This window comes from Bacillus sp. B1(2022) (assembly GCF_040259625.1).
Classification (GTDB): domain Bacteria; phylum Bacillota; class Bacilli; order Bacillales; family Bacillaceae; genus Bacillus; species Bacillus velezensis.
This window is the reverse complement of the sequence record NZ_JANIFO010000011.1, coordinates 51,545-71,593: the sequence shown is the minus strand read 5'-3', so window position 1 is coordinate 71,593 and position 20,049 is coordinate 51,545. Positions and strand designations below refer to the sequence as shown.

At 45.5% G+C, this 20,049-nt stretch carries 21 protein-coding genes and 1 pseudogene; 8 read left to right on the top strand and 14 right to left on the bottom strand.

Annotation, left to right across the window (positions count from 1 at the left end):
* Positions 1-95: 95 nt before the first annotated feature.
* A complete protein-coding gene (locus NQS30_RS17395) occupies positions 96-509 on the bottom strand; it encodes a VOC family protein (RefSeq protein WP_099567238.1) in 414 nt (137 codons plus the stop codon).
* 117 nt (positions 510-626) lie between these two features.
* A complete protein-coding gene (dnaB, locus tag NQS30_RS17390) occupies positions 627-1,991 on the bottom strand; it encodes a replicative DNA helicase (protein ID WP_004393100.1) in 1,365 nt (454 codons plus the stop codon).
* Positions 1,992-2,161: 170 nt separating this feature from the next.
* Between dnaB and NQS30_RS17385 the strand changes: the two genes are divergently transcribed.
* The gene (locus NQS30_RS17385; RefSeq protein WP_025285570.1) at positions 2,162-2,359 is read left to right on the top strand and encodes a DUF2188 domain-containing protein; all 198 of its coding nucleotides are present in this window, start codon (positions 2,162-2,164) and stop codon (positions 2,357-2,359) included.
* A gap of 30 nt (positions 2,360-2,389) precedes the next feature.
* Here NQS30_RS17385 and NQS30_RS17380 read toward each other — a convergent pair whose 3' ends face one another.
* Complete coding sequence (locus NQS30_RS17380) at positions 2,390-2,599, bottom strand: hypothetical protein (RefSeq protein WP_015418617.1); 210 nt, start codon at positions 2,597-2,599, stop codon at positions 2,390-2,392.
* A gap of 118 nt (positions 2,600-2,717) precedes the next feature.
* Here NQS30_RS17380 and NQS30_RS17375 point away from each other — a divergent pair, with 118 nt between their 5' ends.
* Positions 2,718-2,861 carry a YycC family protein gene (locus NQS30_RS17375; RefSeq protein ID WP_007407902.1) on the top strand — a complete coding sequence of 48 codons (144 nt, stop codon included), beginning with the start codon at positions 2,718-2,720 and terminating at the stop codon, positions 2,859-2,861.
* Positions 2,862-2,950: 89 nt separating this feature from the next.
* A pseudogene (locus tag NQS30_RS21445) lies at positions 2,951-3,198 on the top strand (mannosyltransferase YkcB-related protein); the annotation flags it as partial.
* Between the two features lie 79 nt (positions 3,199-3,277).
* On the opposite strand, the gene NQS30_RS17370 reads toward NQS30_RS21445, so the two are convergent.
* The 10 genes from NQS30_RS17370 to NQS30_RS17325 all read right to left on the bottom strand — a co-directional run bounded on the left by NQS30_RS17370 (position 3,278) and on the right by NQS30_RS17325 (position 13,385).
* Complete coding sequence (locus NQS30_RS17370) at positions 3,278-4,570, bottom strand: glycosyltransferase family 4 protein (RefSeq protein ID WP_218791435.1); 1,293 nt, start codon at positions 4,568-4,570, stop codon at positions 3,278-3,280.
* Between the two features lie 22 nt (positions 4,571-4,592).
* Positions 4,593-5,648: a phosphotransferase gene (locus NQS30_RS17365; RefSeq protein ID WP_007407905.1), complete on the bottom strand. Its 1,056-nt coding sequence runs from the start codon at positions 5,646-5,648 to the stop codon at positions 4,593-4,595.
* Positions 5,641-6,828 carry a carboxylate--amine ligase gene (locus NQS30_RS17360; RefSeq protein WP_007407906.1) on the bottom strand — a complete coding sequence of 396 codons (1,188 nt, stop codon included), beginning with the start codon at positions 6,826-6,828 and terminating at the stop codon, positions 5,641-5,643. Before NQS30_RS17360 ends, NQS30_RS17365 begins: the two co-directional genes overlap by 8 nt.
* Entirely contained in the window at positions 6,818-8,152 is a 1,335-nt protein-coding gene (locus NQS30_RS17355) for a glycosyltransferase family 4 protein (protein ID WP_007407907.1), read from the bottom strand. Before NQS30_RS17355 ends, NQS30_RS17360 begins: the two co-directional genes overlap by 11 nt.
* On the bottom strand, positions 8,149-8,805 hold the full coding sequence (locus tag NQS30_RS17350) for a PIG-L deacetylase family protein (RefSeq protein ID WP_032866867.1): 657 nt from the start codon (positions 8,803-8,805) through the stop codon (positions 8,149-8,151). The genes NQS30_RS17355 and NQS30_RS17350 overlap by 4 nt, the downstream gene beginning before the upstream one ends.
* Before the next feature lie 87 nt (positions 8,806-8,892).
* Positions 8,893-9,591: a protein kinase family protein gene (locus NQS30_RS17345; protein WP_080760387.1), complete on the bottom strand. Its 699-nt coding sequence runs from the start codon at positions 9,589-9,591 to the stop codon at positions 8,893-8,895.
* A 6-nt stretch (positions 9,592-9,597) separates the two neighbouring features.
* Positions 9,598-10,047 (bottom strand): 50S ribosomal protein L9, encoded by a 450-nt coding sequence (gene rplI / locus NQS30_RS17340; RefSeq protein ID WP_007407910.1) that lies wholly within the window; start codon positions 10,045-10,047, stop codon positions 9,598-9,600.
* Positions 10,044-12,023: a DHH family phosphoesterase gene (locus NQS30_RS17335; protein WP_015240959.1), complete on the bottom strand. Its 1,980-nt coding sequence runs from the start codon at positions 12,021-12,023 to the stop codon at positions 10,044-10,046. Before NQS30_RS17335 ends, rplI begins: the two co-directional genes overlap by 4 nt.
* A gap of 30 nt (positions 12,024-12,053) precedes the next feature.
* Positions 12,054-12,989, bottom strand: a complete 936-nt coding sequence (locus NQS30_RS17330) for a YybS family protein (protein ID WP_025285576.1) — start codon at positions 12,987-12,989, stop codon at positions 12,054-12,056.
* A 243-nt stretch (positions 12,990-13,232) separates the two neighbouring features.
* A complete protein-coding gene (locus NQS30_RS17325; protein ID WP_004393059.1) occupies positions 13,233-13,385 on the bottom strand; it encodes a hypothetical protein in 153 nt (50 codons plus the stop codon).
* A 133-nt stretch (positions 13,386-13,518) separates the two neighbouring features.
* Here NQS30_RS17325 and NQS30_RS17320 point away from each other — a divergent pair, with 133 nt between their 5' ends.
* Positions 13,519-14,004, top strand: a complete 486-nt coding sequence (locus NQS30_RS17320) for a spore coat protein (protein ID WP_007407913.1) — start codon at positions 13,519-13,521, stop codon at positions 14,002-14,004.
* A gap of 36 nt (positions 14,005-14,040) precedes the next feature.
* On the opposite strand, the gene NQS30_RS17315 is transcribed toward NQS30_RS17320, so the two are convergent.
* Complete coding sequence (locus NQS30_RS17315) at positions 14,041-14,412, bottom strand: winged helix-turn-helix transcriptional regulator (protein WP_007615010.1); 372 nt, start codon at positions 14,410-14,412, stop codon at positions 14,041-14,043.
* Between the two features lie 206 nt (positions 14,413-14,618).
* On the opposite strand from NQS30_RS17315, the gene NQS30_RS17310 reads away from it, so the two are divergent.
* The 4 genes from NQS30_RS17310 (at position 14,619) to NQS30_RS17295 (ending at position 20,035) form a co-directional block, all read left to right on the top strand.
* Positions 14,619-15,548, top strand: coding sequence for a manganese-dependent inorganic pyrophosphatase (locus tag NQS30_RS17310; RefSeq protein WP_004393053.1), 930 nt, complete (start codon positions 14,619-14,621; stop codon positions 15,546-15,548).
* 183 nt (positions 15,549-15,731) lie between these two features.
* Positions 15,732-16,649 (top strand): DMT family transporter, encoded by a 918-nt coding sequence (locus NQS30_RS17305; RefSeq protein WP_282996349.1) that lies wholly within the window; start codon positions 15,732-15,734, stop codon positions 16,647-16,649.
* A 346-nt stretch (positions 16,650-16,995) separates the two neighbouring features.
* A complete protein-coding gene (locus NQS30_RS17300) occupies positions 16,996-18,417 on the top strand; it encodes a glycoside hydrolase family 68 protein (RefSeq protein WP_012118909.1) in 1,422 nt (473 codons plus the stop codon).
* A 61-nt stretch (positions 18,418-18,478) separates the two neighbouring features.
* A complete protein-coding gene (locus tag NQS30_RS17295; RefSeq protein WP_123912822.1) occupies positions 18,479-20,035 on the top strand; it encodes a glycoside hydrolase family 32 protein in 1,557 nt (518 codons plus the stop codon).
* Positions 20,036-20,049 lie beyond the last annotated feature (14 nt).

Genomic DNA, 20,049 nt, shown 5'->3' with positions numbered 1-20,049 from the left:
AAGCGTTTTCTCTTTCATTTGCTATCTATTACTCCCGAAACTTTCATGCTTTAACAAGAAAAAGAACCCGTAATCAGGGTTCTTCAGACAGTCACTTATATGCCGCTTGTATTCATCAGGACGACCCGCCAGCCGTCAGGATCTTCGATGGTCACGCCTTTTTCTTCCCAGTACGGGTTTTCGGGTGCTTTCTCCTCATATCCCATCTGCTTTAATGTCGTGCTGATGCGGATGACCTCCTGCTGATCCTGGATGTAAAAGACAAGCAGGCTGTCGCCGTGCGGAACGGGCGCCGGCTGAGACGCGCCGGTTTCTTCGGTGAATTCTAAGTGATATTGCGTATGGGGCAGGCCGAACATGACGCCGCTGTAGCCCTCATGTCCGGAAAAACTGCTGACCCTCTTCAGCCCGAGGCCCTCTTCATAAAACCTGATGATTTCTTTGAGCTGTCCGGTCGGCCGGGCAATCCGGATTTGCGCCGCTTGAAATTGAGGAAATTCAATTGTCATCATCATCCCTCCCTTAATGCCATTATATAAAAGCGCTTTCTTTTTTTCGTCTGCCGAACGGACGGCATTCTCTCATTCTTTCGGATGAAAAAAAGCCTCAAGACATTGCTTGAGGCTTTACGCACCTGCCGGAACACCGCCGTCATCAAAGCGCCTTTCCAGGTTTACGAACTTATTGTATTCTTTCACAAAAGCCAGTGAGACGGTGCCCACCGGGCCGTTACGCTGTTTGGCAATAATGATTTCGATGATGTTTTTGTTTTCGGATTCTTTATCATAGTAATCATCACGATACAGGAAGGCGACGATGTCGGCATCCTGCTCAATACTTCCCGACTCACGGATATCTGACATCATCGGACGTTTATCCTGCCGCTGCTCAACACCCCGGGAGAGCTGAGACAGGGCGATGACCGGGACTTCAAGCTCCCGCGCCAGCGCTTTTAGCGCCCGTGAAATTTCCGATACCTCTTGCTGGCGGTTGTCGCTTGAACGGCCGCTTCCCTGAATGAGCTGCAAGTAGTCAATTAAAATCATGCCCAATCCGTTTTCCTGCTTCAGCCTGCGGCATTTTGAACGGATTTCGCTGACGCGGATGCCGGGGGTGTCATCTATAAAGATACCGCTGTTTGACAGACTTCCCATCGCCATCGTCAGCTTGCCCCAATCTTCTTCCGTCAGATTTCCCGTTCTGAGATTTTGGGCATTAATATTCCCTTCAGCGCAGAGCATACGCATGACAAGCTGCTCGGCACCCATCTCAAGACTGAATATCGCGACGCTCTCATCCGTTTTGGTGGCCACGTTTTGCGCAATATTTAAGGCGAACGCCGTTTTCCCCACAGACGGACGGGCCGCGACAATGATCAAATCATTCCGCTGAAAACCCGCCGTCATCCGGTCAAGCTCAATAAAACCAGTCGGAATCCCGGTAATATCGCCTTTCCGGTTGTGAAGCTGCTCAATGTTGTCGTATGTTTGCACAAGCACGTCTTTGATATTTTGGAAGGCGCCCGAATTTTTTCGCTGCGCGACCTCCATAATCGTTTTTTCCGCATCGCTTAATAAATCTTCAACTTCATCCTCGCGCGTATACCCGTCTTGAGCGATCGAGGTCGCCGTTCTGATTAAACGGCGGAGAATCGATTTTTCCTCAACGATTTTCGCGTAATATTCTATATTAGCCGCTGTCGGAACGGAATTCGCGATGTCCGTCAGGTAAGAGACGCCTCCCACCTCTTCTAACAAATCGGTATTCGCAAGCTCTGACGTTACCGTGACCAAATCAACCGGTTCACCGCGGTCTCCGAGCACGAGCATGGCATTGTAAATTTTTTGATGTGACATTCTGTAGAAATCATCCGGAATCAACACTTCAGAAGCCAGTGTTAACGCAGACGGCTGTAAAAAAACAGCACCTAACACGGCCTGCTCAGCTTCTATGTTTTGCGGCGGCAGCCGATCATTCAGAAGGTCTGTCATGCTAAGCACCGTCCTCTCCTTAAAAAATATCCAAACTCCATTTTACCATTTCTCAAGAAAAAGAATAGAAAAACATCACTTTCCCTGTATTTGTCAAACAGCGGCTGCGTGTTTCACCATTCCGAATGCTGGGAAACAAATAAATAAATCGAAACCAGGAGGTAAGAAGGATGAAAACATATGCAGTAACACCCAGTATTGATGCGGACGGATGGTTTGTGAAGGTGGAAAATGTGGCGCCGACGGCTCTTTATACATCAAAGGACGCGGCGATCGAGAAAGCGGAGCAGACGGCTAAAGAGAACAGCCCGTCTAAGCTTGTCATTTATGATCAGCATAAAAACATTGAAGAAGAACGGTCCTTTTAAGAAAAGCCTTCGCCCGAGCGAGGGCTTTTCTTATTCGATGAAACGGATGTGCAGCACCGTCTGCGCCATGAGATCGGCCGTTTTTTGATACAGCTCCCATTCTTCACAGGCGGCGAATACTTTCATCATGTCCTGCAATGTCTGTTTCAGTATGATAAATTCGTCAATTGTCCGCAGTTCTGCGGCTTTTTTCTGATAATCAGCCAGCTTCAGCTGTAATAACATCAATGGCGATTGCATAAAAAACCTCCCCCATTCTGTTATAAAGCCCCGCTTTTCAAACCTCCATTCCTTTGTCATATCCTCTTACGATAGATTTCTGATTTTAGTACAATAAAGAAACGGAAGGAGTGATCACATGAAACCGCTGCAAATTTCCGCCGAAACGGCGCAAAAGCTCGCAGAATCACTGAATATGCCGCTTGAGAGAATCATGCACATGCCTCAGCACATTCTGCTTGCCAAATTAGCTGAAGTCCAAAAAGAGAACGATCACAAATAAAGGCTGCTCTCTCATATATATGTGCGGGAGGCGGAAGCGATGGCTTTCCGCCTCTTTTTTTCGCGAAGAAAATTTTGGTAAAACATTCTTTGAACGGAACCGATCCGATTTTAACCGTCTCACAGCTGAAAAAATTGTTGACGAAGGAAAAGTGAAACATTCCTTATTATCCGGAAACAATTCAGGCAACACAAAGCTTGTCTCATGGATGAAAAAGAACGGCACAAAAATCTCAGCTGACCCATACAGCACCGGAAAAACAAGCTCAGCCCGGCAAGGAATGACAGGCGGCCCGGGCGGACAAAGTCAGCAGACTCTGTATGAGATGAAAAAATAGTTCGGAAAGAGGCTGGATAGTTAAACGCCGGCCTCTTTATTTTGCTCTTGAAGCACCTGCCATGCGGCGCCGGTATCATTCAGAAAAATGATTGATAAATCCTTTCTATTTTTGAAACCATCAGTTCCTGACGCAGATGCCGGCCGGCATAGGAGCGCGCTTCTTTTCCAAGCCGTTCCCTGAGAGACTGATCCGTAATCAGCATTACGAGAGCATCAGCAAGTTCGCGGCTGTTGCCGGGCTGACAAATAAGCCCTGTGGCCTCATGCCGGATCATCTCAGGGATTCCTCCGCAGTCAGTTGCGACAATGGCTTGACCTGAGAACATCGCTTCGATGATCGCTATAGGGAAATTATCATTCAATGTCGGCAGGACAAATATAGATGATTCAGCCAAAAGCGCCGGCACATCACGTCGTTTTCCGAGGAAAAACACATTTGAGAGGCCCAGTTTCCGTCTCTTCTCTTCCAGAAACCCTCTCATGTTTCCGTCTCCGATGATCCATATATCAACTCCGGATAAATGGTGCCGGATGCGGGCGAGAGCGTCCAGCATCACATCATGTCCTTTTCGCTCGGTCAGACGGGAAACGCACGCGATCACGAGCTTTTCAGCACGTTTTGACTCAGGGGCATCCTGAATGTGAATACCGGTATGAACAGTCTTCAGCTGGGCCTCCTTCGCTCCGTACTCCAGCAAGGGCTCGTGAAAGGAGTCGCTGATTGTAATGATTTTATCCGAAGCCCGAATACCCTGCCTTTCTATTTCACTGAAATATGCCTCTTCTATTGAACCCTTTTGGATTTTATGAAACTTCATCCGGCTTTTCGTAAAATGTCCGTGCGGCGTGAAAAAAAGAGGACGCTGGTACGTTTGATTAAGGTATCCCAGCAAAAATACCGCAAATAAATCCTGCGCGTGAAACAGGTCATATTGTTCTAAGTCTTTCTCCTTCAAAAATCTTTGAAAGACATGTAAATAGCTGAGATTCTTCACAAACTTTTCGTTTGCGGCGCCGTATCTGCCAACAAGAAACGCTCTGATCTCGTCAGCGGCCCGCGGGATATCTTCCTGAAAAAAAGATGGCGGCATTTGGAGCGGCGAGATGACATCCGCTTGATGACCGATGCGCTCAAAACCCGTCTTAATTGATGTGATATAACTCGCCAACCCTCCGACATTCGGGTAACGGAGAAAAGTTGCGTACAGAATACGCAATGGCTTTTTTCGTTTAGGGGAGCTTTTTCCTTCCGCACAGAACGAATACAGCATCTCTGGCTCACTTTGATGTTCGATCCCGTAAAATTGATCCATGACGCGCAATAAGGCTGGAGGCACCAGACCGTTCGGCTTGCCGATCTCTTCTTTCAAATCCGCTCCCCCTCTCTCAAACTTATAATCCTAATTCCCGTCCCCATTTTGACACTTTGTCAACATGATACGGCAGCAGTTCTCCTCCCCGATTGTCGAAGATTCTCCGCAATTGGGTATGAAGCCCTTTTTCAAGTGTTCTCTGCAAATAAGCCATTTTATAAAGCGTCATAGGAGGGGTCTGAAAATGAATGCCCCGCTTTTTCATTTCTTTCGTATACACTTTTACGCAATACGTCCGAATATCTTCTGCGTGCCGGCTCCAATCTTTTCTGAAGCCAAGCAGAATTTCAACCAGCACCGTCATATCAAACCAAACCGGCGCGTATTTTGCGGATTCCCAATCGATGAATTGAATATCCCACGGTTCATGCCCGGACGCATCGTGGGTGCAGATATTCTGCATATGAAGATCACCGTGTGTGATGGCTGAGCCGTTTTGTATCAATTCAGGGAAAAAATCCGGCTCCTCCTGCTCAAGCAAGTTTGTGATTTGCCGATAATGAGGCTTCACGATATCTTTTGTGCGCTCATCTTTAAGAGCCCTATCCAATAATTCCGCTGTCTTTTTGATCTGCTTTTTACGCCCTTTTCTCATGGTTTCCGATTCATATACCGGCAGCCACGACCGCCATTTACCGTCAGAAATATTCTTATTTTCAAAGGTGCGGCTGTGCAATTCTGCGACAGACGGAATAATATACTTGAAATGCTTCGGGTGAAATGTAAGCTGTCCCCTGATCTGGCTGACAAACTCCATAAATATCCACGTTTCATGGTCACTTTCTTCTATAAGATAGATGTCCGGCAGCAAATCCCCTAAAACGGAACGGGCTTTCCCGTATATATTAATCTCGACCTTATTTTTTTCACGGGAAGATTTATATACCTTCAATATCAGCGGAACAGTTCCGGATTTTTTCTTTACAAACAGTTTATAAATGGCGCTTCTGTCCGTCGATTTCAGGCATGTGATGTCATCCGGATTCACCGCAGCCCTTTCACCGAACGAATACGACAGTTTTTCGTCAATTCTCAGTTTTTGAAATGCGCCATACAAAAGATCCTTTTCATACATGCCGATCTTCCTTCCGCTTCCGTTTCCAGCTGTTTTTGAGATGAGACCAAGTGTTTCTGATAAATGGCATCGGGTCATTCCAAGCAAAAAGAGCGTACTCTTTTTTTCCTTTACACCCTTTCCAAAAATCCCGGAACGTCATTTCTCCTCTTTTTCGTTTCTTCAAAAACGTTAAGAAATAACGCACCTCATAAATCCAGTTGATTCCGTCTTTTTGTTCGAGCTGGGGCTTCACATGTTGTCCGGTCAAATACAGATAGTACATGTAAACGAAATGAACGCCTGCCGGTTCTGTCAGGCTATGGCTGAGCCAAAAGCGCGGATTAATTTCGATAAACTTGTAAACATTGTCCCGGGGATCCTTTTTAAATTCCGCCATGCCTACTCCCTTCAGTTGAATCGCTTCAAAAAACGGCAGGGTCTTCTTGATTAAATCAGGAAGCCGTTTGCTGACGACGTGGGCCCCCGCGCCAAAATCTGCAGGGAATTGATGGTTCTTTTGCAGAGAGAATAAGCCCATTAATTTCATTTGGTCATCATAAAAAGTGGCGACTTTATAAAAACACTGGTTGTCTCCGGGGATGATCTCCTGCACGAGCAGTTCTCCATTTTCTCTGTAGGAGCTGAACTCCTTGCGCAATTGTGCGGCATCCTTCATTACAATTGCTTTTTTGTTTACTTTTTTTCTGTATTCATGGCCGGCCACCGGTTTTAAAATACACGGGAAGTCAATATTGGCGATGGCCTCTTCCAGCTCATCCCGGTTGTTCGGAAAAAAGGTTTTCGGGCAGGGGATGTGATGCTTGACCGCTAATTCATATGCTTTGCTTTTATCTAAGACCGTTTCTAACAGAGAGCGGCTCGGGAGCAAAAACAAAAAAAAGCCGGCTAATGTCTCGCGGAATTTAGATATAAATCCCGCATAATCATCAGATCCTGCGTACAGAACCGGCTTTGCTTGGAATCGCTTCCCGAAATCAGTCAGAAATGTCAGCAGTTCTTCCTCTTGTGTTAAAGGGCTGGGACATATCCCGCAATCTGCCAACCTTGATTTTCCGATACGATAAGGTCCCTCCGTGTCAAACGCGTAAACATCGATTCCTCTTCGGGCCAGGCTGCGAATGATCCCAATCCCGTTTGCACTGAAATCAAGTACAACGGCTGCATGTTCATGTTTCATGATCTCCCTCCGAGCTGTTGGTATTTTGATAAATCGATTCGATATTTTTTATCATCGTCTCACTGCTTAAATATTTCTCTGCGTAGGCCTTTGCGTTTGAAGCAGCTATCTTCCGCGCAGATTTGTTAGTGATAAAAAACGCTAAAGCCCGGGCAAGAACCTTTGCATTTCCCGGCTCGACAATAAGCCCCGTTTTGTTATGGCGGATCAGATCCGGAATACCCCCGCAATCGGTCGCGATGATAGCCGAGCCGCTGAACATCGCTTCAATAATCGAAATAGGCAGACTATCATTAATGGTCGGCAGTACGAATATGTCCGTCACATTCAAAATAGCGGGAACATCATCTCTTTTTCCTAAAAAGGAAACCATAGATAGATTCAGTTTTCGAGCCTGTTCCTCTAAGGCGCTCCTCATCTCTCCGTCGCCCGCGATCAGCACTTCAACATGCTCAAGTACATCAGATGGAATTCTCGAAAGTGCGTCCAGTAAATATTTGTGACCTTTTCTCGGGCCTAATCTTGCAATACACGAGATGATGATCTTATTTTTCGGTAACGGGGTTTTTCTTTTCCCGCCTGTTTTTGCATCGTAATCGATTCCTGTGACCACCGTTGTCATGTCTTCCTGTTCGGCTCCGAGCTTCATGAGCGGGCTGCGGAACGTATCGCTGATAATAATCAGGCGATCTGCGTATTCAATGGCTTTCATCTCTAATTTTTTATAATAAATCTCTTCTACCGAGCCTTTTTTAAAGATGTGAAATTTAAGTCTGTTGAAAGTAAACATGCCATGCGGTGTGAAAAATAAAGGTTTTTTATAGATTTGATTGAACCTGCCTAACATATTGGCTGTAAATAAATCTTGAGCGTGGAACACATCATATCTTTCCAAATGAATCTTTTGAAGCATTTGCTCGTATATAAACATCAGCCGATTATTTTTCAAAATATGATCGTTATAAACCCCATATCTGTCTTTAAAGAAATCTTTTAATTTCGGAACAACAGCCGCCCGCAGTTCTTTTACCTGTGCGGACGGAAACAGATTAGGGGATATGACATCCACCTTATGACCTCTCTTTTTCAGGCCTTCACTAAGCGTTTTAATATAGTTTGATAAACCGCCCGTGTGCGGGTAGTCCCAAAACGTGGCAATCAAAATGGATAACTTCTTTTTTTTCCTGTATAACCGCGGAATATGATGTTCATGTTTCAACTGTGTCTTTACTGCCGCCTTTTTTCGCGGGCGCGTTTTGACCCCGTAGTAGCGGTCAAGCGTCTGGACCATATACGGATAGGGGACGGAAAATGTCTTGATCATTTCCAGATCCTCCGCACGACTTCAAAAGCTTCAGCGTATTCCACACCCGCCGTCATCCCTCTGACTTTTCCTAGATGTTTTACGCCTTCATATGAACGGGGATGAGGGTAATCCCTCATTTCTACGTCATAGTGGTGAAGCGCCGCGAGTTTGGCATCCATTGTGTCTGTGATGTTAACGAAGTAATTAGGCTTGAAGAGTTTATCAGCCGTATTCCTCTCCCACTCGCTTGAAGATAGCGTTTCAAACGTAAGCAGTTCGATAGGCTTTTGATTCGGAAGCGGTCTGGCGGCTGTTAAAACTGCTTGGAATGTTCTCTGGTGGTCCATATTGATATCGCCGTAATGATGTGTAAAGATTTTATCAGGCTGATAGACGCGAATGAGCTGCTCTAATTCTTTGACAAGCTTATGAAGAGGGATACATTCCAGCTCTAAATTCGTATGCTCCAAAAAGATGACTTTCTCAATTCCAAGCTCTTGATTCGCGCGTTCGCCTAATTGTTTAATATGATGAGCTTCTTCTTTTCTTCCTAATGCCGTAATAATGGAAATTACTTTATATCCTTCATTGATCAGCCGTTTTATGGTGCCCGCTGATCCCAATAGTTCATCATCGGGATGAGCGCCGATAACCATAATGTATTCTGCCATTTTTTCCACACTCCACCAAACAAATGTTACAAATATCATATGACGACCCTACAAAAAGGAAACTTACATGTGCGGATTTTCAGAAACTTACATGTGCGGCTGCCATTCCAGGTAACGTGACGGATTTAATTTTTTTATAGTGTTCAAAAACTCATCCGCCAAGCCGTATTTGTCCAGTCCTTTTAATAGTTTTACGGGAAACCGGGTAATGGCGGAAAAAGCTCTTTTATGGTCGATGACCTTAAGATTTCCGTGTTCGTTGATCAGAATGTGCCTGATTTCGGCATCCCATCTGGTAAAACCGATTCTTTTTAATTCATCCAGCATATTTAAAATATCAGCAGTCAGTTTGACGGACAGGGATTTTTCTTTTCTGATATGGCGGGCAAGAGAGGTGCCTTGGACATATTCCATCACAATATAACGATCTCCGTATTCATACAGTCTTGGAATCACCGGGGAACCTTGTCCGGTCTTTAAAGCTGCCAATTCCTTTTTGCATGTCCCTTTTTCAAAGAAGTATTTTACGCATTTGTTGTGTGTTAAGCGATAGACTTCCCCGTCTTTTCCATCACCGATCAGCGGATAGTGCTCCAGCGCCTTTTTATTCTCCGGATTATTAAAATATGTTTCAGAAAAAAATCGTTTCATACCGACACATCCTTCGTTATGATGTAATATAATATGCAATCTGGTGATGATCGGAAATGAAACAATCTCATCATTTTCTTGCGCTGCGCCGTCTGCTGACATGAAAAAAACCCGCCGGATCGGCGGGTTTTTCATTGTGTATTACGCTTCTTCTTTTACGTGAACCTTCAGCACAGCCTGAACTTCAGGGTGCAGCTTTACAGGAACGTTTGTATATCCCAGTGTGCGGATACCGTCTTGGAGCTCCAATTTCCGTTTATCCACTTTAATCTTATGCGTTTTTTGCAGCGCTTCTGCAATCTGTTTGCTTGTGACAGATCCGAATAGACGGCCGCCTTCACCGGATTTGGCACTCAGCTCAACAGTCAGCTGTTCAAGCGTTTCTTTCAAATCTTTGGCTCTTTCAAGCTCGGCAATCGCTTCTTTTTTCTCTTTTTCTTTCTGTCCTTTCAATGCGCTGATGTTTGTCGCATTTGCTTCGACAGCGAGGCCTTTTTTAATGAGAAAGTTATGTGCATAACCGTCTGCTACGTTTTTCACTTCGCCTTTTTTTCCTTTACCTTTTACATCTTGTAAGAAAATAACCTTCATCTCTGAACGCCTCCCTCAAAATATTCATCAATGGCTTCCTTCAGCCGGACGAGCGCTTCTGAGACAGAAATGCCCGATAACTGGGTTGCCGCATTGGTTAAATGCCCTCCGCCATCCAGCGCCTCCATAATAATCTGCACATTGACCTCGCCCAGCGATCTCGCACTGATGCACACCGTATGCTCATCCCGTCTGGCTACCGCAAATGAAGCTTCCACTTCACTCATCGATAAGAGGGAATCAGCCGCCTGCGCAATCAGCACCTGGTCAAAGTACTCCTCTTCGTTCTCAGGAAGAGAAGCAATCGCGATATGTTCTTTATAAAGAGACGTATGCTGGATCAGCTTCGCCCGCTTGATATAAGAACCGACCGATTCTTTGAGAACTTTCTGCACCAGAACCGTATCTGCGCCTTTCGCTCTCAAATAAGAAGCGGCGTCGAACGTCCGCGAGCCCGTGCGAAGGGAAAAACTCTTTGTATCCACTATTATACCAGCTAACAGGGCCGTCGCTTCAATCATATTGACTTTGAGCCGCTTCGGCTGGTATTCAAGCAGCTCCGTCACGAGTTCTGCGGTGGATGAAGCGTATGGCTCCATATAAACGAGCAGCGGGTCTTTAATAAATTCCTCGCCTCTGCGGTGGTGGTCAATCACAACGATGTGCTCGATTTTGTTCACGAGACGCTCTTCCATCACAAGGGATGGTTTATGTGTATCAACGACGACAAGCAGCGTGTCGTCATTTGAAATTTCCATCGCCTCTTCCGGCGTGATGAACCGCGACCACAGCTCTTCATATTTTTTAATTTCTTCAATCAGACGCTGAACGCTTGATCCGATCTGGTTCGGATCAATGACGATGTAGCCTTCTTTGCCGTTGGCCTGCGCCACCTTCAATATTCCGATTGCGGCTCCGACTGCGTCCATATCAGGAAATTTGTGCCCCATGATAATGACATTGCTGCTTTCTGAGACAATCTCCTTGAGCGCGTGAGAAATCACCCGGGCGCGCACCCTTGTGCGCTTCTCCATCGGATTCGTTTTGCCGCCGTAAAATTTCACCTTGCCGTTCGGCATTTTGATCGCCACTTGGTCGCCTCCGCGGCCGAGAGCCAAATCGAGGCTGGACTGCGCCAGATCTCCAAGCTCCTTCAAGGAAGAAACCGATGCGCCGATCCCGATGCTGAGGGTCAAAGATACAGTGTGAACGGATGTTTTTTCTCGGATTTCATCCAAAATCGAAAATTTCGCGTTTTCAAGCTCCGTTAAAATGTGTTCATTTAACACCGCGATAAACCGCTCCGAGGACGTCCGTTTCAGGAAAATGCCGTACTCCTGCGCCCACGCATTTAATAATGAGGTGACCTGGCTGTTCATCGTGCTTCTCGTTTGGTCATCCAGCCCCTGTGTGACGTCATCATAGTTATCTAAGAAGATATATGCCAGCACGGTTCTCTCATTTTCGTACTGCTTTTCAATCTGAATCTGTTCTGTCACATCAAAGAAATAAAGCAGGCGCTCATCTCTTTTAATCACTACTTTAAACTTCCGCTCATTCAAGGTGATCGTTTCCGAATCGACCTCCTGCTTGATCAGCGGCACGACGGCCTCGCATGTGTCATACAGCGAGCGTCCGACGAGCGTGCTTTCATTAAAACAGGAAGACAAAAACGGATTCGCCCACTCAATGTAATATTGATCATTAAACAGCATAATCCCGATAGGCATTTCCATTAATGCCTCTTCGCCTACTTTTTTCAATCTATAGGATAACGTGGAGATATAATCGTCAATTTCTTTTCTGATCAGAGAATCCGCACGCTTAATGAAAAACAAGATCACGGCGAGCAGCACAACGCCGATGGCTCCTATCAGCCAGTTAAAGTAAATGCTGATGAGAATTATGATGATTGACAATGCAATCAATGCATAGATGGGATACCGAAACAACGGTTTTTCATAAAAACTAGGCATTTCTATCAACTCCCCACCTGTAAGTCACACTCAATTTCGCGTCACCTTATTTCTTATGTTAAAGCCTATGTCAATGATGCCTAAGAGGAGATACACGGACAAGATAAGCGGAAAAAGCACCCCCAGCACAATTGCTAATACAGGAACGGCTTTCGGCATCTCCATTTCGCGGCAATAGAAAAAAATAAACGCTAATCCTTGAATACAAATCAGCAAGCTGAGAATAAATCCCCCATTCAATGAAACCGAATACAGCATATGCCCTTTTTCTAAAGGCAGAAACCCTAATATCGTCACAATAAAATACAGAATGACAACGCTTTGCGGGAGTTTGAGCTCTCTAAAAGGCTTCATCTTCGGAAGATCAGGGGAAAATCGCCGTAAAAGCGGCCTTGCCATAGCATAACTGAGGAAAGAAAAAACGATGCCGGTCAATACGAGCACTGTCGGAAAAAGATATTGAACCGTGCTCAGCTGACTTTCCATCAGCTTGATCTGCTTCCCGAACTGGTCTCCATAACCCAGCTGCTTTGACATGGTTTCTGCTAAAGACAGCGACTCCCGAAGCTGGGACATGGTGGTATCAACCACATTCATGTTAAGGAACACGATGCTGACCACAAAAAAAACGACGCCGCACAGCACATACGCCATAGCGCCGGCAGCAACCGCATAGCCGGGCTGTTTCTTTTTAAAATAATATCCCATGGCGATTCCCGTACAGGCTGCCGTAAAAGCGCCTGTAAGCCCGGTAAACGAACTTACAATAAAGCTGACAGGAAGGCTGGCAAGCCCCATCCATACCCCTGGCTTCAGACCGTGCCGAATGGTGTAAAGAATGATCGGCAGCGGCAAAGCAAAGAGAAGAATTGCCCCCAGTAAAGGGAGGTACACGACCAAAAGGGAAATGATTGCAAAAATACTGATCAAAATGGCGCCTTCTATTAGAGCCCTTGTATTTTTCACTTACTCACCTCAAACCTTGTATCATTCGAACATACGAATAGAAAAGAGCAGCTTAGACGACTGCTCTTTTGACGCCGCAATGTCTCTTTCAAGACCTGAATTTTCCATAAACTCTCCAAAATACACGTATATATTTTAACATAAGTCGAAATCGCAAGTAAAATGAGCGCGGACAGCCGCAATGTTCCATGTGAAACATGAAAACAGACAAACGGACATCCCAGTGAAAGAATGCCCGTTGTATCAGTGATCCTGATCATCCATGAAACCAGAAGTATCTCTGTTTTTCTTTTTGGTTTTTCGTACATATAACAAGACGATAACGATAAGTAAGAGAGTGGTCGCCTGCAAAACCCCGCTGCTGAAAAGGAAGAAGTTCTTTATCATGTCCCACATATAGTTTCACCTCTATTTCGTATTTCCTTTACATTGAGTTTCCCTTTCTGGAAACTTCAAAACATCAGGAACAACATCGGGACCGGGGCATATGCTGAAAGTGAAAATGAAGGATAAAGGAGATTCTTACACCATGACTGAGCGGAGAACATTAGCATGGCATGAAACGTTAGAACTGCATGAGTTAGTAGCTTTCCAGGCAAACGGACTTGTGAAATTAAAAAGAACAGAGCGGGACGTAAGCGATGCCAGATTAAAACAGCTTTACAGATTTTCCATCCATTCGCTGGAACAAAATCTGCGTGAACTGCTTCCTTTCTTCCCTGAAGCTCCCGCTTTTCGTGAGGATGAAACAGAAGAGCGCGCTGATTCCTCCTTTTACAGCGGCGGCCTGCTCATTCTGGCCAAAACATCTGTCCGCAATTATGCCGGAGCCATTACAGAGACGGCCACACCTCAATTAAGACACGTCTTCGTCAAGCACTTAAACGCGGCCATCAAGTGGCACCAAATGGTCTTTGAGTATATGGAAGAACGCGGTCAATATCCGGCTTACAACCTGAGCGAATTGCTGAAAAATGATGTGCGCAACGCCAGAAAAGCCATCGCGATGAAATAAAAAAAAGCAGCAAGGAATTTAATCCTTTGCTGCTTCTTATTTTTGAGCGGACTGATCTTGAGGAGACGTTTTTTCCCGGTATGCCTCGAGAAACTCCCGGTTGGCATCTCCCCATTTCTTCATTTGCAAAACGATCGGTTCCAGCGACCTGCCGAATTCGGTAAGAGAATACTCCACCTTTGGAGGCACCTGCTGATATACCTCGCGATGCACGATGCCGTCCGCCTCAAGCTCGCGAAGCTGAAGCGTCAGCATACGCTGCGTAATGCTGGGGCAAATGCGCCGAAACTCATTAAACCGCTTTTTTCCGCCGATCATATGATAAAACAAAATACCCTTCCACTTTCCGCCGATAACGGAAAGCGTCAGTTCAACCGGACAACCTTCTTTATTCGGATATATGTTCATTTTTCATCCTCCATAGTACCTTTTTTGATACTATATGCTGATTAGCATCTGACTTACCCAGTATTTTACTCGCAATCCTCTCCACCTCTCAACAAAAATGCTTCTTTTTCACATCAATTTTTAAGGTTTTGAAGATTACACCCTCCTCAAGACGTGTTAAACTATAAAAAGATTGTTTACACTACAAAAAAGGACAAGGAGTTATTATGGAAAAAATTCTTATTTTCGGACATCAAAACCCAGACACAGATACCATTTGCTCTGCCATTGCCTACGCTGATCTAAAAAATAAACTCGGCTTCAATGCTGAGCCCGTCCGCCTTGGACAAGTCAACGGCGAAACACAATACGCGCTTGATTATTTCAAGCAGGAAAGCCCGCGTTTGGTGGAAACAGCCGCAAACGAAGTAAACGGCGTCATCCTTGTTGACCACAATGAACGCCAGCAAAGCATCAAGGATATCGAAGACGTTCAGGTTCTTGAAGTTATCGACCACCACCGTATCGCCAACTTCGAAACAGCGGAACCTCTTTACTACCGTGCTGAGCCGGTCGGCTGTACGGCTACGATCTTAAACAAAATGTACAAAGAAAATAACGTGAAAATCGAGAAAGAAATTGCGGGCCTCATGCTGTCAGCAATCATTTCCGACTCTCTGTTATTTAAATCTCCGACTTGCACGGAGCAAGATATCGCAGCGGCAAAAGAGCTTGCTGAAATTGCCGGCGTAGATGCGGAAGAGTACGGCTTAAACATGCTGAAAGCGGGCGCCGACTTAAGCAAAAAAACTGTGGAAGAACTGATTTCTCTTGATGCGAAAGAGTTCACGCTCGGCAGCAAAAAAGTCGAAATCGCCCAAGTCAACACAGTTGATATTGAAGATGTTAAAAAGCGGCAGCCGGAATTAGAAGCGGCTCTTTCAAAAGTAATTGCTGAGAAGAACCTTGACCTGTTCCTTCTCGTGATTACGGATATTCTGGAAAACGATTCCCTTGCGCTTGCCATCGGTGATCAAGCGTCAAAAGTGGAAAAAGCATTCAACGTGACTTTAGAAAACAACACGGCTCTTTTAAAAGGCGTCGTATCCAGAAAGAAACAAGTCGTTCCTGTTTTAACAGACGCGATTGCAGAATAACCAACACACCCCGGAAACCAGCCGGGGTGTTTTTTTATTGCTCATTCATCAGACGGCCGTTTCGTCAGCGCTTTCTCCGAAAATCATTTTGACGGAATTTAATATACAATATATAATATATCACATGAAAGACGTTCATTTTCCTAATTGTTGTAAGTTAATATCACAACATCAGAATCGGGGGTGTCTATCCTGGAAAAACACGCTGCTCTTTCTTATTCACGAACAACAGGCATTTGGCTTGTGCTGACAGGAGCTATCTTATGGGGGGTCTCGGGAACGGTTGCCCAGTATCTGTTCCAGCACCGCCATTTTAATACAGAATGGCTGACTTCGGTGCGCCTTCTGGTGTCAGGAGCGCTTCTGCTCGGCATCGCGTACCGCAAAGAAAAAGGACGGATATGGGCTGTTTGGAAAGACAGACGGGACAGAATTCCCCTTCTTTTATTCGGGATTTTCGGAATGTTAGGCGTTCAATACACCTACTTCGCGGCAATTGAGTACGGCAACGCGGCAACTGCTACCGTTCTTCAGTATTTAGGGCCAGCGATCATTACATGCTTTTTAGCGATTCGCGCAAAGAGAATTCCTTCAGCAAAAGAGCTGCTCGCCGTCTTATTGGCGGTTGCCGGCACATTCATTTTGGTCACGCACGGGAATGTCGGAAGCCTGTCCATATCCGGTCTGGCCGTCTTTTGGGGCATCAGTTCGGCGTTTGCACTGGCATTTTACACCCTTCAGCCGCATCGTCTGCTGAAGAAATGGGGATCGGCCATTATTGTCGGATGGGGCATGCTGATCGGCGGAGCCGCCCTCAGCTTGATCCGCCCGCCCTGGAAATTTGAAGGCGAGTGGTCCTTTCCTGCATATGCCGCGATCGTGTTTATCATCATTTTCGGGACGCTCATCGCTTTTTATTGCTACTTGGAAAGCCTGAAATATCTGAGTGCCTCTGAAACCAGCCTGCTCGCCTGTGCAGAGCCGCTGTCGGCAGCTTTTTTAGCTGTGATCTGGCTGCATGTTCCCTTCGGAATATCAGAATGGCTGGGTACTTTGCTGATTTTAGCTACCATCGCTTTATTATCTATCAAGAAAAAATAACCTCTCTTTTTTAGAGAGGTTTTTTCCTAGGCCCAGAGCACCCCTTAGTCTCAATTACCCATATATTAAAAGGCCTTTTTTCATTTTACTATCATCCAAAAGAGGAAAATAGACCAGTTGTCAATAGAATCAGAGTCTAATAGAATGATGTCGACAAGTAAATCATGCAGGATTGTTACTGATAAAGCAGGCAAGACCTAAAATGTGTTAAGGGCAAAGTGTATTCTTTGGCGTCACCCCATACATATTTTAGGTCTTTTTTTCTGTAACAAACCTGCCATCCATGAATGCAGGAGGATCGAATCGGCAGATCGCAAAAAAGGTACATACAAAAGGAGACATGAACATGAACATCAAAAAATTTGCAAAACGAGCCACAGTTCTAACTTTTACGACTGCACTTCTGGCAGGGGGAGCGACTCAAGCCTTCGCGAAAGAAAATACCCAAAAACCTTACAAAGAAACGTACGGCGTCTCTCACATCACACGCCATGATATGCTGCAGATCCCTAAACAGCAGCAAAGTGAAAAATACCAAGTGCCTCAATTCGACCAATCAACAATTAAAAATATCGAGTCCGCAAAAGGACTGGATGTGTGGGACAGCTGGCCGCTCCAAAACGCTGACGGAACAGTAGCTGAATACAACGGCTATCACGTCGTGTTTGCTCTTGCCGGAAGCCCGAAAGACGCTGATGACACATCCATCTACATGTTTTATCAAAAAGTCGGCGACAACTCGATCGACAGCTGGAAAAACGCGGGCCGTGTCTTTAAAGACAGCGATAAGTTCGACGCCAACGATGAAATCCTGAAAGAACAGACACAAGAATGGTCCGGTTCTGCAACCTTTACATCTGACGGAAAAATCCGTTTATTCTACACTGACTTTTCCGGTACACATTACGGCAAACAAAGCCTGACAACGGCGCAGGTAAATGTGTCAAAATCTGATGACACGCTCAAGATCAACGGAGTGGAAGATCATAAAACGATTTTTGACGGTGACGGAAAAACATATCAAAACGTTCAGCAGTTTATCGATGAAGGGAACTATACATCCGGCGACAACCATACGCTGAGAGACCCTCACTACGTTGAAGACAAAGGCCATAAATACCTTGTATTCGAAGCCAACACTGGAACAGATAACGGATACCAAGGCGAAGAATCTTTATTTAACAAAGCGTACTACGGCGGCAGCACAAACTTCTTCCGTAAAGAAAGTCAGAAGCTTCAGCAAAGTGCTAAAAAACGCGATGCTGAATTAGCGAACGGCGCCCTCGGTATGGTAGAGTTAAACGATGACTACACATTGAAAAAAGTCATGAAGCCGCTGATCACTTCAAACACGGTAACTGATGAAATCGAGCGCGCGAATGTTTTCAAAATGAACGGCAAATGGTACCTGTTCACTGATTCACGCGGTTCAAAAATGACGATCGACGGTATTAACTCCAACGATATCTACATGCTTGGTTATGTATCAAACTCTTTAACAGGTCCTTACAAGCCGCTGAACAAAACTGGTCTTGTACTGCAAATGGGTCTTGATCCTAACGATGTAACGTTCACTTACTCTCACTTCGCAGTGCCGCAAGCCAAAGGCAACAATGTCGTGATCACAAGCTACATGACAAACAGAGGCTTCTTTGAGGATAAAAAGGCAACATTTGCGCCAAGCTTCTTAATGAACATCAAAGGCAAGAAAACATCCGTTGTTAAAAACAGCATCCTTGAACAAGGACAGCTTACGGTTAACAACTAATAACAACAAAAAGAAAATGCCGATACTTCATTGGCATTTTCTTTTATTTCTCAACAAGATGGTGAACTCAATCATGGCACGAAAATGGCCCGTTGTAATATTGATCTTTTTGGGTGCGTTCCTGTTTGTCGGCTTACTGCCGAACAAAAGCCACAATTCCTCTGACACAAACACGGAGCATAAGAAAGATTACCGTGCGGCGTATCATTTTACGACCCCGGACAAATGGAAAAACGACCCTCAAAAGCCCATTTTTTTCGAGGGGAAATATCATTACTACTATCTTTATAATCGGGATTACCCGAACGGCAACGGCACAGAATGGCGGCACGCCGTATCAGAGGACTTGGTGCACTGGACGGACGAAGGCACGGCTATTCCGAAATACACCAACGAAAACGGCGATATATGGTCCGGTTCTGTCGTCATTGATAAACACAACACCGCGGGCTTCGGCAAAAACGCGCTGGTCGCCGTCACAACACAGCCGACAGCCAAAACAAAAGCCCAGGAACAATATTTATGGTACAGCACGGACAAAGGAAAAACGTTTACTTCCTATAGTGATCAGCCCGTGATGAAAAATCCGGGAACTAAGGATTTCCGGGACCCGAAAGTGATCTGGGATGAACAGGATGACAAATGGGTGATGGCCATGGCCGAAGGCGAAAAAATCGGTTTTTATGAATCACCCGATTTAAAAAATTGGAAATACACGGGCGGTTTTATCACTCAGCAGATCGGCCTCGTCGAATGCCCCGACCTTTATATGATGCGTGCAGATGACGGAACAGCCAAGTGGGTTCTGGGCGCAAGCGCAAACGGCAAACCCGCAGGCAAACCGAATACGTACGCGTATTGGACCGGAAACTTTGACGGGAAGGAATTTACCGCCGATCAAGAAGAACCGCAATGGCTCGATTACGGCTTTGACTGGTACGGCGGCGTCACATTTGAGGACGGTAATAGCGAAGATCCTCTGACAAAACGCTATGCGCTGGCATGGATGAACAATTGGGATTATCCGAATGAAACACCGACACTAAAAAACGGCTTTAACGGCACGGATTCTATCGTCCGTGAAATCCGCCTTCAGCAGCAGGACGGCGGCACATACAGCCTAGTGTCAGAGCCGGTTGAAGCATTGAACCAATTAACCTCTTCAACTGACAGCATAGAACACAAACAGGTGAACGGTTCAGAGACACTGCCGATCAAAGGTGATACATATCAGCTTGATATGGATATCGCTTGGTCAGATATCAAAAATGCAGGCGTCAGACTCAGAGAATCAGCAGACCAAAGTCGGCATATTGATGTCGGTATTTCGGCAGAAGACGGCTATGCCTATGTGAACAGATCGTTTACAGACCAGCCTGATAAAACCGGTGCATACGCCGAAAGCAAAGCCCCATTTGACGGAAACAAAGGGCGCGTCCATCTGAAAATTCTCGTAGACAAAACAAGTATTGAAGTATTTGCAGACGACGGAAAAACCGTTTTGACAAATGAAGTGTTCCCAAAACACGAAGATCAGGGAATCACGCTCTTTTCTGAAGGCGGCTCCGCTGACTTTCAGCATATTGAGATGAAGCATCTCGGTTCGATTCATTCTTAGACGTCCCTCTTCAT

Coding starts and splice junctions, on each gene's coding strand:
- dnaB (WP_004393100.1), bottom strand. CDS start 1,991: ATGACAGACCTTCTGAATGATCGGCTGCCGCCGCAAAACATAGAAGCT.
- NQS30_RS17345 (WP_080760387.1), bottom strand. CDS start 9,591: ATGAAAAACCCGCCGATCCGGCGGGTTTTTTTCATGTCAGCAGACGGC.
- NQS30_RS17380 (WP_015418617.1), bottom strand. CDS start 2,599: ATGCAATCGCCATTGATGTTATTACAGCTGAAGCTGGCTGATTATCAG.
- NQS30_RS17310 (WP_004393053.1), top strand. CDS start 14,619: ATGGAAAAAATTCTTATTTTCGGACATCAAAACCCAGACACAGATACC.
- NQS30_RS17350 (WP_032866867.1), bottom strand. CDS start 8,805: ATGGCAGAATACATTATGGTTATCGGCGCTCATCCCGATGATGAACTA.
- NQS30_RS17355 (WP_007407907.1), bottom strand. CDS start 8,152: ATGATCAAGACATTTTCCGTCCCCTATCCGTATATGGTCCAGACGCTT.
- NQS30_RS17365 (WP_007407905.1), bottom strand. CDS start 5,648: ATGTATGAAAAGGATCTTTTGTATGGCGCATTTCAAAAACTGAGAATT.
- NQS30_RS17375 (WP_007407902.1), top strand. CDS start 2,718: ATGAAACCGCTGCAAATTTCCGCCGAAACGGCGCAAAAGCTCGCAGAA.
- rplI (WP_007407910.1), bottom strand. CDS start 10,047: ATGAAGGTTATTTTCTTACAAGATGTAAAAGGTAAAGGAAAAAAAGGC.
- NQS30_RS17325 (WP_004393059.1), bottom strand. CDS start 13,385: ATGTGGGACATGATAAAGAACTTCTTCCTTTTCAGCAGCGGGGTTTTG.
- NQS30_RS17385 (WP_025285570.1), top strand. CDS start 2,162: ATGAAAACATATGCAGTAACACCCAGTATTGATGCGGACGGATGGTTT.
- NQS30_RS17360 (WP_007407906.1), bottom strand. CDS start 6,828: ATGAAACATGAACATGCAGCCGTTGTACTTGATTTCAGTGCAAACGGG.
- NQS30_RS17335 (WP_015240959.1), bottom strand. CDS start 12,023: ATGCCTAGTTTTTATGAAAAACCGTTGTTTCGGTATCCCATCTATGCA.
- NQS30_RS17300 (WP_012118909.1), top strand. CDS start 16,996: ATGAACATCAAAAAATTTGCAAAACGAGCCACAGTTCTAACTTTTACG.
- NQS30_RS17320 (WP_007407913.1), top strand. CDS start 13,519: ATGACTGAGCGGAGAACATTAGCATGGCATGAAACGTTAGAACTGCAT.
- NQS30_RS17315 (WP_007615010.1), bottom strand. CDS start 14,412: ATGAACATATATCCGAATAAAGAAGGTTGTCCGGTTGAACTGACGCTT.
- NQS30_RS17395 (WP_099567238.1), bottom strand. CDS start 509: ATGACAATTGAATTTCCTCAATTTCAAGCGGCGCAAATCCGGATTGCC.